Consider the following 14,971-nt stretch of genomic DNA (forward strand, 5'->3'; position numbering starts at 1 on the left):
AACTTAAAAAGCTAAAAATTTGACTTTTTACTATTGTAAAATTACTAGAGTCATTATATAATCAATTGATACTGATAATCATTTTCAATGGAGGAGAATTATGAAAAAATTATTATTTCCGTTACTTGCTTTAATGCTTATTTTAGCCGCATGTGGTAATAAATCAGATAGTGACTCAAATAGCGACAAAAAGGAAGAAACAAAATCATATAAATTAGATAGTGGAAAAAGTATCGATATTCCTAAAAATCCAGAGCGTATTGCTGTTGTGGCGCCTACATATGCCGGTGGTATTAAATATCTTGGTGGTAAGATTGTGGCAGTAAATGAACAAGTCGATAACAGCAAATTACTTAAAGATAAATTTAAAGGTGTAGAAAAAATTGGGGAAAATGATGTAGAAAAGGTTGCAAAAACAAAACCTGATTTAATCGTTGTTTATTCAACAGATAAAAATATTAAAAAATATCAAAAAATTGCACCTACAGTTGTGTATGACTATGGTAAACATAAGTATTTAGATCAACAAAGAGAATTAGGGAAATTATTAGGTAAAGAAGATGAAGTGAAATCTTGGGAAGATAAATGGAAATCACAAACTAAAAAAGATGGACAAGAAATAAAAGATAAAATAGGCGAAGATGCTACTGTTTCAATCTTTGATGAATTTGATAAAAAACTATATAGCTATGGTCCTAACTGGGGTCGTGGTGGCGAAGTATTATATCAAGCATTTGGTCTGAAGATACCTGATAAACTAAATGATTTAGTTAAAAAAGAAGGATGGGCAGAAGTTAAACAAGAAAAAATTGCTGATTATGCCGGCGACTATATTGTTTCAACAAGTGAAGGTAAATCAACACCTGCTTATGAAAAAACAGACTTATGGAATAATATTCCAGCGGTACAACAAGATCATGTAATTAAAGTTCAAGCTGAGACATATTGGTACAATGATCCATACACATTAGAATTTATGAGAAAAGATTTAAAAGAAAAACTTTTAAACAATTAAACTAAATTATCAGTACGCTAAATCAATTTGATTGTATGTAGTAAATAATAAGTACTTTAGGACAGAAAGACTCATTTTTAAAACATTCTAAGATTAGCTATGAAGAAATCTTTACAATAGATTTTTTCATAGCTATTTTTTATAGTTTCAAAGAGGAAGGCGCTGCATGTATATGCTAAGGGTAAGGTATAGATATGTAGTTTTTCATTCATTATATGATATTAAACATCAACATGTTATAAAATGGGTGCAATATATTTATTTTATTAAAGGGGTTTATGTGGTCTTATGCTTGTGATGATTTAATGGTAAAAATACTAAAAAACGCAACCTAATGTAAACTTTTTATTTTTTAAAGTTTACATTCGTGATATAATTTCTTCATCGAGGAGGAATAACTATGACAACAAAAAGATTAGTATATACAGCATTGATGACAGCAATGATAGCGGTACTAGGCTTTGTGCCTGCGATACCATTGCCGGTAATGCCAGTACCCATTGTTTTACAAAATATAGGTATATTTCTAGCAGCGATACTTCTTGGACGTAAATATGGTACTTTAAGTGTCATTGTTTTACTATTACTAGTAGCAACAGGTCTACCATTATTATCTGGCGGCCGTGGCGGTATTGGTGTATTTGCAGGACCTTCAGCAGGTTTTTTATTTATGTATCCAGTGATTACATACCTGATTGGTTTAGTGAGAGATTTATATTTTAATAAAATGAATTTTGTTGTATTATTAGGTACAACAATTGTGTTCGGTGTATTACTGTTGGATATTGTAGGCACTATCATTATGGGGTGGATAACACATTTACCAATATCTAAGTCAGTAATGCTTTCATTCGTCTTTATGCCTGGAGATTTATTAAAAGCGATTATTGCGAGTTTAATAGGCAATACAATGTTAAACCATAGTCAATTCAAACAATTAATGAAGTAAAAACATAGAGGGAAGGTGTATAAATTGGTCATTTCTATGAATGATATTTTTCAACAAGGCACGGTTTATCAAGATGATAATAGTAAAACCATTTATTTAACACCTGAGGAACCATTAGTATATGATACAAACAAATGGGTATATAAGCGAATGCCTACGCTTAATTCTTGGAAATTAGATATGGCTTACCAACAATTTATGCATAAACAACAAGGATCTTCCCACCTTGCATTTACTTTTCCTGAAAATGAGAACCTAGATCAACAATGGTTGGATGAAATAAAAGCATTAGAATTTGAGTTAGGGATTATGGAGCTTTACGCTATCGAACCTCAGCATATCCATCAAGCTATAAACTCAGAAATAGATGTTACAATCGTGAACGATGAAACACTTGAAGATTATATAGCTATTTATCGTAGGTTTGCTGAACCCTATGGGCTAGCATATGCACAAGAAAGTATACAGATGATTCGTAATCAATTTCCACAAGAAAATAAATTGAGAATATTAGCATATAAGGGTGAACTCCCAGTAGGTATATTAGATTTAATTGTGTCCGCATCGGCGATGGAAATAGATGGATTTGGCGTGTTGGATGAATATCAAAGGCAAGGCATAGGCAGTGTGATGCAATCATTTGTAGCACAGATTGCGAAAGACAAAACGATAATATTGATAGCTGATGGTGAGGATAGCGCGAAAGATATGTATATAAAGCAAGGTTATATCTTTATTAGCTACTGTTATCAAATACTAAAAGAGCATATTTAAAATAATATCAAACGATACTATTATAATAGTAGTAAAGCGGAGACGTAGTTTGTTGATTTATCAACTAATTACGTCTCCGCTATTTTTATGCGTTCAGGATGACTATAAATATTAAAATTTCCGTCTCTAATAAAACCAATGGCTGTAATATTTAAATCTTGTGCGAGTGTTATGGCTAGCGTGGTTGGCGCGGATTTAGAAAGAATAACGCCCACACCGATTTTAGCGGCTTTAATTAATATTTCAGAAGAGATTCTACCACTAAATATAAGTACTTTATTACGTACTGGTATATGTCTTTCGATACAGTAACCATAAAGTTTATCCAGTGCGTTGTGGCGTCCGATATCTTGACGATGTTCGAAAAACGTATCTCCATCACTAATGGCTGCATTGTGTAAACCACCTGTTTGTTTGAATACTTCACTAGCGCTTTGTAAACGTGTCATCATATTCAGTACTTGTTGAGGATTTAATTCAATATTTGACATTGACGTCTTTGCTACTGCTGCATCATTTTGAAAATAAAATTCTCTACTTTTACCACAACAGGATGCAATCATGCGTTTAGTAGAATACTCGAAGCGTTCTCCTAAGGATTTTGTTAACTCAACGTGCGCAAACCCCTTACTATCATCTATTTGAATAGACTTTAAATCATCGCTTCTTAATATAGCACCTTCAGAAGCTAAAAAACCAAGTGTAAGTTCTTCCATATGATTTGGACTACAAATAACTGTAGCAAATTCTTCACCATTTACCATAATAGTTAATGGAAATTCAGTAACATAGTGATCTTTTTTTTCTATCAGTTTACCATCTTCAAAGCGTACAATTGTTTGATTTGTCAAAACATCTTCATGCATACAAGCACCTCGTTTCATATTCTATTATTATTTTAGCTTATTTTTAGTTGTAAAAAAATGATTCGGTTTATAAAGGTATTATCATTACACGATTCTGTTTATAAGTTGCTTTTAACGATTAATCAGATTTAGTTACGTCACAATTGATTTAACATAAAGTGAGAAGTAAACTAAAGGTAAACAATACTAATAGAGGTGATACATGAATGGCAAGTATTAGGGATATTGCACGTCAAGCTGAAGTAAGTCCAGGTACTGTTTCACGTGTTTTAAACAATGATCCAACTTTATCCGTTGCTAAAGAAACGCGGACACGCATACATCAAATCGCACAAGCGTTACAATACGAAAAAGTTACTAGAAAAAATAAACGTATCCAAATTATTACATACGCTTCTCGAGAGAAAGAAATGTCGGATCCATATTATAGAGAAATCCGATTAGCGATAGAAGCAGAAGTTAAAAGATTAAACTTATCCCTTAAGCACACAATTAGAATTGATGGGCAACAAGATCATATCGATTTAAACAAAATTGAAAATGCAGGCGCCATTATTGTAATTGGGAATTTTTCTGTAGATGCATTGAACAAATTGAAAACGCACAACGCTAACATGGTGGTCATTAATAATCCAAATACACCTAAATCTATTGATGCTGTGTATTCTGATTTGGATGATGCAATGACAGAACTGCTTAATCGCATTTTAGATAAAGGTCTAACGAAAATTGCATATATTGGTGGGCACCATACAATACGAGAGTTGAATGGTATAACAACTACTAACGCAGCAGATGTTAGATACCAAGCATATCAATCATGGTGTGAAAAACATGACGTCGAAGAAATAGTGTTACTCAATGGATGGGGAAAAACACAGGGAGAGGATGCAGTGAAAGTTTATTTAGAAAGTGATCATGCGTTTCCTCAAGTATTTATTGCTGGCAACGATATGATTGCAATCGGTATTTTACAACAATTGCAACTAAATAAAAAAGCAATCCCTGAAGAAGTGAAATTAATTAGTTTTAATGATTTAGAAGTGATTCAATATGCAGTGCCTTCTATTAGTAGCGTGCATATTCCTGTCGATGAATTTGGGAGAACTGCTGTCAGAATGGCAGAAGAACGTATCAATAACACAAGGCAAATCGCAATTCATGTTGTTGTAGAAGCGCAACTCAAAGCAAGAAACACATTTAAAGTATAGTTAACTTTATTGACAAAACATTTAGTAAACAAGTAAACTTTAATTGTGTTTACTAAAGGGCCGATAGGTATGTGAGATGGTTTAGAAAAAGGAGTGGAAAGCTTATGTTACAGGAAATGCACAAAAAGTTTGAATCTTTATTTGATGTAAAAGCAGATGTGAGGGCGTTTGCACCGGGACGAATTAATCTAATTGGGGAACATACTGATTATAACGGTGGTTATGTATTTCCAGCTGCAATAGAACTGGGGACATATGGTTTAGCATCTAAAAGAACGGATCGTATCATTCAATTATATTCAAATAATTTTGAAGATACAGGTATTGTATCTTTTACATTAGATGAACTTGAATTTAACGAGCAACACGATTGGGCAAACTACCCTAAGGGTGTCGTTAAATATTTAAAAGAAGAATTTAATGATATCAACCAAGGATTCAATATTTTAGTTGAAGGAAATATACCGAATGGTGCGAGTTTATCGTCATCAGCTTCTATTGAATTACTAACTGGCTGGCTAATTAAACAATTATTTAATTTGCATTTAGAGCGCTTACAACTAATTAAATTAGGACAAGTCGTTGAAAATAAATTTATGGGTGTGAATTCAGGTATAATGGACCAATTTATTATTGGTATGGGTAAAGCAGAGCATGCCATATTATTAGACACCGCTACACTTGATTTTGACTATGTACCTGCTAAATTTGGAGATTATGTCATCTCAATTATGAATACAAATAAAAGACGTTCACTAACTGAAAGTAAATATAATGAACGTAGATCTGAGTGTGAAAACGCACTCTCACAATTACAGCAGCAATTAGAAATCACATCTTTAGGTGAATTATCTTTAGCGCAATTTGAGAAGTACCAATCATTTATTACTGATGAGGTCGTATGTAGACGTGCCAAACACGCGATTTCAGAAAATGAGAGAACGAAGCTTGCACATAAAGCATTGGCTGATAATAACTTTGAACAATTTGGGCAATTACTCAATGCATCACACAAATCATTAAAAGAAGACTACGAAGTTACAGGTATTGAATTAGATACCTTAGCTGAAACAGCTCAGCAAGTAGAGGGTGTATTAGGCGCAAGAATGACAGGTGCTGGTTTTGCAGGATGTGCCATTGCTTTAGTGGATAAAAATAGTATACAGAAGTTAGAAGATGAAGTATCAAAAGCATATATTGATAAAATTGGTTATGCACCTTCGTTTTATCATGTGGGTATAAGTGATGGCGTAAAGGCTTTGTAAGCAATACAAAATGATTAAAAGAAAGGATTTTGAATATGTCTGTTTTAGTATTAGGTGGCGCTGGATATATTGGTAGTCATGCGGTGGATCAATTAATAAGTAGAGGTTACGACGTCGTTGTTGTAGATAATTTAGGGACAGGTCATCGTGTAGCTGTAAATAAAGATGCACGATTTTATGAAGGCGATATACGTGATAAGCCATTTTTAGATCAGGTGTTTACAACTGAAACAATAGAAGGTGTCTTCCATTTCTGTGCATATTCGTTAGTAGGTGAATCTGTTGAGAAGCCGTTAGCGTATTTCAACAATAATGTGAATGGTTTACAAGTGTTATTAGAAGTCATGTATGATCATCAAGTAAAACATATTATCTTTTCCTCAACTGCAGCAGTATATGGAGAACCAGATACAGTGCCTATTACTGAAGCAGATTCTAAAACACCGACGAGTCCTTATGGTGAAAGTAAGTTAATGATGGAAAAAATGATGCATTGGAGTCACAATGCTTACGGTGTTAATTATGCAGCCTTGCGTTACTTTAATGTAGCGGGTGCAAAAGAAGAGGGCACTATAGGTGAAGACCACCGTCCAGAGACGCATTTAGTGCCAATTGTATTACAAGTTGCATTGGGACAAAGAGAAGCATTAACGATATTTGGTGATGACTATGATACGGAAGATGGTTCATGTATTCGTGACTACCTTCACGTTGTCGACTTAATAGATGCACATATTTTAGCTTACCAACATTTACAAAATGGTGGGGAATCTGGCGCATTTAATTTAGGAAGTAGTCAAGGGTACTCAGTATTTGAGATATTAGAAGCGGCTCGAAAGGTGACAAACAAACCAATTGAAGCGAAGGTTGGACCTAGAAGAGCTGGAGACCCTAGTAAATTAGTTGCATCAAGTGATAAAGCACAATCAATACTTGGTTGGAAACCAAAACATGATAATATACATGACATTATTGATTCAGCTTGGCGCTGGCATAATCAACATCCAAACGGTTATCAAGAAGATACGGAGGTATAAGGCATGTTATTAAATCAACAATTAGTACAGCAATTTGTCACACAGGCAATTGCATTTGGTGATTATGAACAAGAAGATAACATTTATATTCAAAATCAACTGCTCCGAATTTTAAATGCAATAGGTATTGATGTTGATAATGAATCACCACTAAACCAAGATGCCACTGCAAATGCGATTGCTCAGTATTGGATTGAACAAGCAGTTAATGAAAACTGCCTAGAAGATGCATTATATAAAAAAGAAATCGTTGAAGCACAAATATTAGATTTAATAACACCTCGACCTTCAGTTATTAATCGAAATTTTGTAGAAGCCTATAAAAAATCACCGGAAACAGCTACTAATTATTTTTATGAAATAACTAGACGGAATCATTATGTAAAAGAAGATGCCATTGCTAATAATATTAATTATGAAGTAGAAACAGAATACGGTGATATTGAAATTACAATCAATTTATCTAAACCTGAAAAAGATGCAAAGCAAATTGCGAAAGCTAAAGCTGAACCAGCTAAACATTATCCTAAATGTGCACTATGTATTGAAAATGAAGGCTACCAAGGCTCGGTTACACAAGCAGCTCGTACGAATCATCGTATTATACGATTGAAATTAGACGGAAAGTCGTGGGGATTCCAATATTCACCATATGCTTATTTTCCAGAGCATAGCATTGTGTTATCTGAACACCATGTGCCTATGGAAATTAATAAACAAACATTTGTTAATTTGTTAGCGTTTATTGAACAATTTCCACATTATTTTATTGGATCTAATGCAGACATTCCATTAGTTGGTGGATCGATTTTATCACATAATCATTATCAGGCCGGCAAACATGTATTTCCTATGGATAATGCGGCAGAAATAGAGCGGTTTACAATGAATCAATTTTCATCGGTAACAGCGAGTACGTTGAATTGGCCAATGAGTGTGATTCGATTAAAAAGCGAAAATCGCGATGAACTCATTAATGCAGCAACATATGTCATGAATACGTGGAATCAATACTCAGATGAAACGATAGATGTAAGGGCATTTAGTAAAGATGGTGAAAGACATCATACTGTAACACCGATTGCACGTTATAGACAATCACAATATGAATTAGATATTGTTTTAAGAGATAATCAAACTTCCGAAGCATTTCCAGATGGGATATTCCATCCACATGAGGATGTACAACATATTAAAAAAGAGAACATCGGTTTAATAGAAGTGATGGGTACGGCGATATTACCAGGGCGCTTAAAAGAGGAATTACAACAAGTAAAAACGTATCTTGTGGGTGATAACCAATTTGATTTAGGTATACACCAGCAATGGGCTGAAAATATGAAGCGCACTTATGATATCAATAAACAAAATGTTGACGACATCGTTGATAAAGAAGTCGGTTATAAATTTAAACGTGTGTTAGAAGATGCAGGTGTTTTTAAAAACACCGATACTGGACGCCAAGCATTTAAACGCTTTATCAAACATTTATAATAAAAGCAGCGCATGTCGAATTGATTAGGCTATGTTTAAAAACGCGCTATATTTTATGACATGTTATAAACTGAAAATATTTTTATCTCAAGGCGGAGTGAAGAAATCAAACTGGACTCATTGATTTCTTCACTCCGCTCTTTTATTTTCTTGATTACAAGCATATAATAAAATGAAAAAGGATGATTATTTTGAAAATTAGATTTAAATATTTAATTATTTCATTGATTGCTTTATGCCTTATGTTAGCAGGATGTTCAAACGGTGATAATAAGGATGATAGTAAAACGAAAAGCGATGAAAAAGCTAAGCAAGAATTGCATGTTTCTGCAGCAGCAAGTCTAACGGATGTCACTAAGGACTTAGAAAAAGCTTTTAAAAAAGATCATAAAGATGTAGACGTTTCTTTTAATTATGGTGGTTCAGGTGCTTTAAGACAACAAATAGAAAAAGGTGCACCAGTAGATGTATTTATGTCTGCAAATACGAAAGATGTGGATGGGCTAGTTGATAAAGACAAAGCGCAAAATACATATGAGTATGCTAAAAATCAATTAGTATTAATTGGTGAAAAAGATAGTAACTATCATTCAGTGGCTGATATACAAGGCGATGATAAGCTAGCCATCGGTGAAGCGAAATCAGTACCTGCAGGTAAATATGCTGAGCAATATTTAAAAGATAATCATTTATTCGATAAAGTGAAACCAAATTTAGTTTATGCCAAAGATGTGCGTCAAGTATTAAACTATGTTGAAAAAGGTAATGCACAATTAGGTTATGTGTATAAAACAGATTTATATCAATCACAACAAAATGGTAGTAGTAAAGTGAAAGAAATCAATACAGCCGATTTGAAAAAACCAATTACTTATAAAGCAGCTACTACAACGGATAAAAAGTTAGCGAAAGAATGGATAGATTTCTTAAAAACAGATAAGGCCAAAGATATTTTGAAAAAATATCAATTTGATGCATAGGAGGATTTAGCAATGCCAGATATTACACCATTTTGGATATCACTTAAAGTAGCCGTTATAAGTACTATCATAGTAACTTTAATTGGCGTACTCATTTCAAAATGGTTATATAGACGTCGTGGTATCATTGCTAGAATCTTAGAAAGTATCATAGTCTTACCTATTGTTTTACCGCCGACTGTGATGGGGTTCATCTTGCTCATTGTGTTTTCACCAAGAAGCTATATTGGGGCATTTTTTGCTAATGTATTACACTTACCCGTAGTGTTTACATTGACTGGTGCAGTCATTGCCTCTGTGATCGTCAGTTTTCCATTGATGTACCAACATACTGTACAAGGCTTCCGCAGTATAGATCATAAGATGCTAAATACAGCTAGGACAATGGGAGCCAGTGAAAGTAAAATATTTTTTAAATTAATTCTACCGCTATCTAAACGGGCAATCTTATCTGGGGTAATGATGAGCTTTGCGAGAGCAATCGGTGAATTTGGCGCTACGCTTATGGTGGCTGGCTATATTCCAAACAAGACGAATACATTACCTTTAGAGATTTATTTCTTGGTTGAACAAGGTAAGGAAAATCAAGCATGGTTATGGGTAATTGTATTGGTAGCATTTGCGATAACTGTTATAGGTACAATTAATTTGTTAAATAAAGATCGTTATCGGGAGGTTGATTAATTGTTACATATACATCTGAAACATCAGCTTAAAGCAACACCATTAAGCATACAAATTAATGATGATAAACCAAAGATATATGCAATTAAAGGACCATCCGGTATTGGCAAGACGACAATATTGAATATGATAGCGGGTTTAAGACAACCTGACAGCGCATTTATACAATTGAATAAACGTATTATTTCAGATTCAGCGCATGCGATTTATGAGAAAATTCAAAAAAGAAATATTGGCTATCTTTTCCAAGATTACCAACTTTTTCCTAACATGAATGTCTATCAAAATATTACTTTCATGGCACAACCTTCTGATCATATTGATAAATTGATGAAACAACTAAATATTGATCACCTAAAAGATCAATATCCTATGCGTTTATCAGGTGGAGAAGCACAACGCGTGGCTTTAGCTAGAACACTGAGTACAAAGCCAGACTTGATTCTGTTAGATGAACCATTTTCAAGTCTAGACGATTCGACTAAGCATGAAAGTATCCAACTTGTGCAACGTATATTTGAAAAGTGGCAAATTCCTATTATCTTTGTTACACATTCAAATTATGAGGCCACCTCACTAGCGCATGAAATCATCACTATTGGCTAAAATCATTTTCCAAATATAAACTTCAATACTTAAAAACCTGTATGACATAGATAATAGTTATACAGGTTTTTTTAAAAGTATAAGACAAATATCTATAATATGAATGTATTTTTTGATCAATTTAAATGATAATAAGCATCATTTTATTTTAGAAGGGGTGTATATATGAAGATAGAATTTTTAGGAACAGCAGGTGGGTTTCCGTCACTTTATAAGTCCCATTCGCAACATTCACAAGCAATACATAGAACTGGACCAGCTATTTATATACATGACCTCCAATTATTAATTGATACTTCTGAGGATATATTTTATCAATTACGCCGTTCAGAAATTTATGATATAAAATATGGCATATATTCGCATTGGCATCCTGATCATACGATGGGTATAAGAATTTGGGAAACATTAAATTTTGATTTTATAAATAAAGTACCACAATCCAAAAAATCGAAAATAATCCTTACAGAGCAACATGTAAATGATTTTAAAAAATATTTTGGTCATTGGGATCATTTAAACTATCTAGGCGATTTAGGTGTAATTGAAAAAGAGATTATTCCTAACAATGGTCAAATAAAGATAGGTGAAACGACTATAGAGTGGATTCAGCTAGCAGAAGACATTGCATTTGGATTTTATATTACGACATCCACATTACGCATTTTAATTATCCCGGATGAAATTAAAGGTTATCACCCAATAGAAAAATTGAAGAACGTTGATGTTGCGATTTTACCATTTGGTAGTAATGAAGTTAATCCAGTTACCGAAGAACGAATTCACGAAAATGGTATGCTAGCAGCGTTAGGTGAAATTACTTTTCAAGAAAGTGTGACTATCGCGCGTGAAATCAATGCAACACACACTTACTTTACACACATAGAAGCAACGGAAAACTTAAATGAAACACACATTGAACAATTAGAACAGCAATTAAAAGAGGAAGGATTGTTGACTACCATTGCTTACGATGGTTTACAAATTACAATAGAATAAATATGGCAACAACCATTAATAAAGTACCCTTCAAAGCCGACACAACAAAGTGAAATGGAGAAGGGTACTTTTTTAGTTAAATATTGATCAGCTTTGTGAAGCGCTAGTTTGATTTGGAATAGGAAAATAATCAAAAATTTCTCCGGAATGTAGTGCTTCGGAAAGTGTAGATAGCCAAGCGTAATAGACTTTGGAATGTTCAATTTGTTCTAACATTTTATTGGCATCTTCAATCCATTCTGGTTCTGCATCTTCAGAATCAATAATAGGGAAGAGTAATTTTTCTGCTCGTTGAATGGCTTCTAAATTTAATTTGATTTCACGATTCCATTTTTGCGAGAAAAAATTACCGAAAAACGTAAAGAAATCTTTTTCTGCTGTAAAGTGTTGTTTTCTGCTACCTCTAATAAATTGTTGCTTTACACCATCAAATTCTTGTAGTCGTTTAACACCGGCACTCATACTTGGTTTACTCATTTGTAACTCATAACGCATTTCATCTAATGTCATGCTTTTTTGTTCGAAAACCATCGTGCCATAAAGATTACCTACGCTCCGATTGACACCGTAAAGATCCATTGTTTCTCCAATAGAGTTAATTACGATATCTTTCGCTTCTTCTAATAGTTGTTCAAAGTTTTTTGATCGCGCCATGAATTCACCTCAAAATAATATTTGATTCATTGTACCATGAAGTTAAGATAATAGGATATGTTCAGAATGTTGAAAATACTTGTCTATATTAATGAAAGATAAAATAAAAACACGTATTAGAGCTGAATAAAGATAAGGGGAAACACTACTTTATAACAATATTAATTTTAAACCGTTGTTACATTGGAGACCAAGATTTATAATAGAAATAATGATGTGAAGAGAGGGTTATTCGTGTGACACAGGATCGATATTCAAGACAAATGTTATTTAAACATATTGGATCAGACGGACAGGATAAAATTAAGAGACAGCATGTACTTATTGTTGGTATGGGTGCTTTAGGTACACATCTTGCAGAGGGTTTAGTGCGCTCTGGCATAGGTGAACTTACGATTGTGGATAGAGATTATATTGAATACAGTAATCTTCAAAGGCAAACATTATTTTCAGAAGCGGATGCAGATGCAGCATTGCCTAAGGTCATTGCTGCAGAAACAAAATTATTAGCAATTCGTAAAGATGTCGTCATACACAGTCATATCGCACATGTTGATCGTCAATTTTTAGAAGCGCATGCTACAAATATTTCTTTGATTTTAGATGCTACAGATAATTTTGAAACGCGGCAATTAATTAATGACTATGCGTATCAACAGAATATACCGTGGATTTATGGTGGTGTAGTGCAAAGTACTTATATAGAAGCTGCATTTATACCTGGCACAACACCGTGCTTTAATTGCATGGTACCACAATTGCCAACCATCAATATGACGTGTGATACGGTAGGTGTTATACAACCCGCTGTAACGATGACGACAAGTTTACAAATACGCGATGCATTGAAACTATTGATAGAACATACGCCTGATACTAAATTGACTTATGGTGATTTATGGGAAGGTACACATTTTAGCTTTGGATTTAGTAAATTATATAGAACAAATTGTCCAACTTGTGGTCAAAATCCAACATATCCCCATTTAAATGAAACCAAACGTCAGTATGTTAGTTTGTGTGGAAGAGATACGGTGCAATATGAAAACCCTAATATTTCCCAGGAAATGCTAGGTGTATTTTTAAATCAACACAAAATCGCATTTAAACGTAACCCTTATATCATTCAATTTCAATATAAAGGTTATCGTATCGTCAGTTTTAAAGGTGGACGTATGCTGATACATGGCATGAAGCAACCACAAGAAGCAATTAAATTAATAAATCAATTATTTGGATAAATGAGGTGGGCATCGTGCATACAAATGTGCAATTAGACAAAGATATAAAATGTGCTATTTTAACCGTTTCTGATACAAGAGATTATGAAACGGATAAGGGGGGGCAATTGGCTCAATCACTACTTTCAGAATTGAATGTAAGTATTGCTAGTGAGCATTATCGAATTGTTAAAGATGAACAAGACTTAATTCAAAAACAATTACGAGAATGGTTAAAGGAAGATATAGATGTCATTATTACAACTGGTGGTACAGGGATTGCTCAGAGGGACGTTACAATAGAAGCTGTATCAGCACTAATCACAAAAGAAATTGAGGGTTTTGGTGAATTATTTAGATATTTGAGTTATACCGAAGACGTTGGAACACGTGCACTTTTATCAAGAGCGATTGCAGGTGCAGTTGGAGATAAGTTGATATTTAGTATTCCTGGTTCAACAGGCGCTGTTAAATTAGCGTTGAACAAGTTGATAAAACCAGAATTAAATCACCTAGTGAAAGAAATAACTAAATAATAAAAGCGCCAAGTGTAACTTGAATTCTGATTTATTTAACAGAATTGCGACACTTCGCGCTTAGTTTATATAGTTGCTGCTAAAAAATGATGGTCATGACTTCAGTTTACTTTGGGTAATTCAAGGAGTCACTATCTTTAATTATCTTGGCGCTGATAGTCGCCTGATTTCCCACCTGATTTGGATAACAGATAGGTTTCACCGATTACCATACTTTTATCTAATGCTTTTGTCATGTCATATACGGTAAGGGCAACAGCAGTAGCAGCGGTTAGTGCTTCCATTTCAACGCCAGTTTTACCTGTAGTAGAGACAATCGTCTGTATATTAAGTGTGTATGATTGTTCATTTTCTTGCCAATCAAATGTTACATCTATGCCAGTTAGTGGTAATGGGTGACACATAGGAATAATATCTGCAGTATTTTTAGCGGCCATAATACCCGCAATTTGAGCAGTATTTAAAACATTCCCTTTTTGATTTGTATGTTCGACAATTTGTTTATAAATTTCCGAGTTAACTGTGATACTTGAATGTGCAATTGCAGTACGTTTAGAAATGTTTTTTTCTGAAACATCTACCATTTTAGCATTGCCTTGGTGATTTATATGCGTAAATTCAGACAAAATATCCCTCCTAATCGTTTCTTAGTATATCACGAAATTAATTTATGTAAGGAGT

At 33.7% G+C, this 14,971-nt stretch carries 16 protein-coding genes; 13 read left to right on the top strand and 3 right to left on the bottom strand.

The window, feature by feature from the left end; all coding sequences use genetic code 11:
- Positions 1 to 100 precede the first annotated feature (100 nt).
- From ACM6UH_RS04065 to ACM6UH_RS04075, 3 genes are all read left to right on the top strand, one after another.
- On the top strand, positions 101 to 1,015 hold the full coding sequence (locus ACM6UH_RS04065; RefSeq protein ID WP_011302563.1) for an ABC transporter substrate-binding protein: 915 nt from the start codon (positions 101 to 103) through the stop codon (positions 1,013 to 1,015).
- A 400-nt stretch (positions 1,016 to 1,415) separates the two neighbouring features.
- The gene (locus ACM6UH_RS04070) at positions 1,416 to 1,964 is read left to right on the top strand and encodes a biotin transporter BioY (protein ID WP_011302565.1); all 549 of its coding nucleotides are present in this window, start codon (positions 1,416 to 1,418) and stop codon (positions 1,962 to 1,964) included.
- Between the two features lie 36 nt (positions 1,965 to 2,000).
- Entirely contained in the window at positions 2,001 to 2,738 is a 738-nt protein-coding gene (locus tag ACM6UH_RS04075) for a GNAT family N-acetyltransferase (RefSeq protein WP_041784894.1), read from the top strand.
- A gap of 68 nt (positions 2,739 to 2,806) precedes the next feature.
- Here the strand turns inward: ACM6UH_RS04075 and fdhD are convergent, their stop codons facing one another.
- Positions 2,807 to 3,604, bottom strand: a complete 798-nt coding sequence (gene fdhD / locus ACM6UH_RS04080) for a formate dehydrogenase accessory sulfurtransferase FdhD (protein ID WP_047504409.1) — start codon at positions 3,602 to 3,604, stop codon at positions 2,807 to 2,809.
- 206 nt (positions 3,605 to 3,810) lie between these two features.
- Here fdhD and ACM6UH_RS04085 point away from each other — a divergent pair, with 206 nt between their 5' ends.
- The 8 genes from ACM6UH_RS04085 (at position 3,811) to ACM6UH_RS04120 (ending at position 11,880) form a co-directional block, all read left to right on the top strand.
- Complete coding sequence (locus ACM6UH_RS04085; protein WP_048787455.1) at positions 3,811 to 4,815, top strand: LacI family DNA-binding transcriptional regulator; 1,005 nt, start codon at positions 3,811 to 3,813, stop codon at positions 4,813 to 4,815.
- Positions 4,816 to 4,919: 104 nt separating this feature from the next.
- Positions 4,920 to 6,080, top strand: coding sequence for a galactokinase (locus tag ACM6UH_RS04090; RefSeq protein ID WP_048787456.1), 1,161 nt, complete (start codon positions 4,920 to 4,922; stop codon positions 6,078 to 6,080).
- A gap of 35 nt (positions 6,081 to 6,115) precedes the next feature.
- Positions 6,116 to 7,117, top strand: a complete 1,002-nt coding sequence (gene galE, locus ACM6UH_RS04095; RefSeq protein WP_048787457.1) for a UDP-glucose 4-epimerase GalE — start codon at positions 6,116 to 6,118, stop codon at positions 7,115 to 7,117.
- 3 nt (positions 7,118 to 7,120) lie between these two features.
- The gene (gene galT / locus ACM6UH_RS04100; protein WP_069805205.1) at positions 7,121 to 8,611 is read left to right on the top strand and encodes a UDP-glucose--hexose-1-phosphate uridylyltransferase; all 1,491 of its coding nucleotides are present in this window, start codon (positions 7,121 to 7,123) and stop codon (positions 8,609 to 8,611) included.
- Between the two features lie 182 nt (positions 8,612 to 8,793).
- Positions 8,794 to 9,591 (top strand): molybdate ABC transporter substrate-binding protein, encoded by a 798-nt coding sequence (gene modA, locus ACM6UH_RS04105; RefSeq protein WP_206170441.1) that lies wholly within the window; start codon positions 8,794 to 8,796, stop codon positions 9,589 to 9,591.
- Positions 9,592 to 9,603: 12 nt separating this feature from the next.
- Positions 9,604 to 10,275, top strand: coding sequence for a molybdate ABC transporter permease subunit (gene modB, locus ACM6UH_RS04110; RefSeq protein ID WP_047504400.1), 672 nt, complete (start codon positions 9,604 to 9,606; stop codon positions 10,273 to 10,275).
- Positions 10,276 to 10,881, top strand: coding sequence for an ATP-binding cassette domain-containing protein (locus tag ACM6UH_RS04115; RefSeq protein ID WP_011302574.1), 606 nt, complete (start codon positions 10,276 to 10,278; stop codon positions 10,879 to 10,881).
- A gap of 165 nt (positions 10,882 to 11,046) precedes the next feature.
- A complete protein-coding gene (locus tag ACM6UH_RS04120) occupies positions 11,047 to 11,880 on the top strand; it encodes an MBL fold metallo-hydrolase (protein WP_011302575.1) in 834 nt (277 codons plus the stop codon).
- 87 nt (positions 11,881 to 11,967) lie between these two features.
- Here the strand turns inward: ACM6UH_RS04120 and cudC are convergent, their stop codons facing one another.
- Complete coding sequence (gene cudC / locus ACM6UH_RS04125; RefSeq protein ID WP_002482586.1) at positions 11,968 to 12,534, bottom strand: choline uptake/conversion transcriptional regulator CudC; 567 nt, start codon at positions 12,532 to 12,534, stop codon at positions 11,968 to 11,970.
- Between the two features lie 236 nt (positions 12,535 to 12,770).
- On the opposite strand from cudC, the gene ACM6UH_RS04130 reads away from it, so the two are divergent.
- Together ACM6UH_RS04130 and ACM6UH_RS04135 are read left to right on the top strand one after the other, a co-directional pair.
- Positions 12,771 to 13,775, top strand: coding sequence for a ThiF family adenylyltransferase (locus ACM6UH_RS04130; RefSeq protein WP_011302577.1), 1,005 nt, complete (start codon positions 12,771 to 12,773; stop codon positions 13,773 to 13,775).
- 14 nt (positions 13,776 to 13,789) lie between these two features.
- Positions 13,790 to 14,290 carry a MogA/MoaB family molybdenum cofactor biosynthesis protein gene (locus ACM6UH_RS04135; RefSeq protein ID WP_011302578.1) on the top strand — a complete coding sequence of 167 codons (501 nt, stop codon included), beginning with the start codon at positions 13,790 to 13,792 and terminating at the stop codon, positions 14,288 to 14,290.
- 137 nt (positions 14,291 to 14,427) lie between these two features.
- Here ACM6UH_RS04135 and moaC read toward each other — a convergent pair whose 3' ends face one another.
- A complete protein-coding gene (gene moaC, locus ACM6UH_RS04140) occupies positions 14,428 to 14,916 on the bottom strand; it encodes a cyclic pyranopterin monophosphate synthase MoaC (protein ID WP_037537903.1) in 489 nt (162 codons plus the stop codon).
- Between the last annotated feature and the right edge of the window lie 55 nt (positions 14,917 to 14,971).

It is taken from the genome of Staphylococcus sp. LKG4-2 (genome assembly GCF_050955665.1).
In the GTDB taxonomy this organism is placed as follows: domain Bacteria; phylum Bacillota; class Bacilli; order Staphylococcales; family Staphylococcaceae; genus Staphylococcus; species Staphylococcus saprophyticus.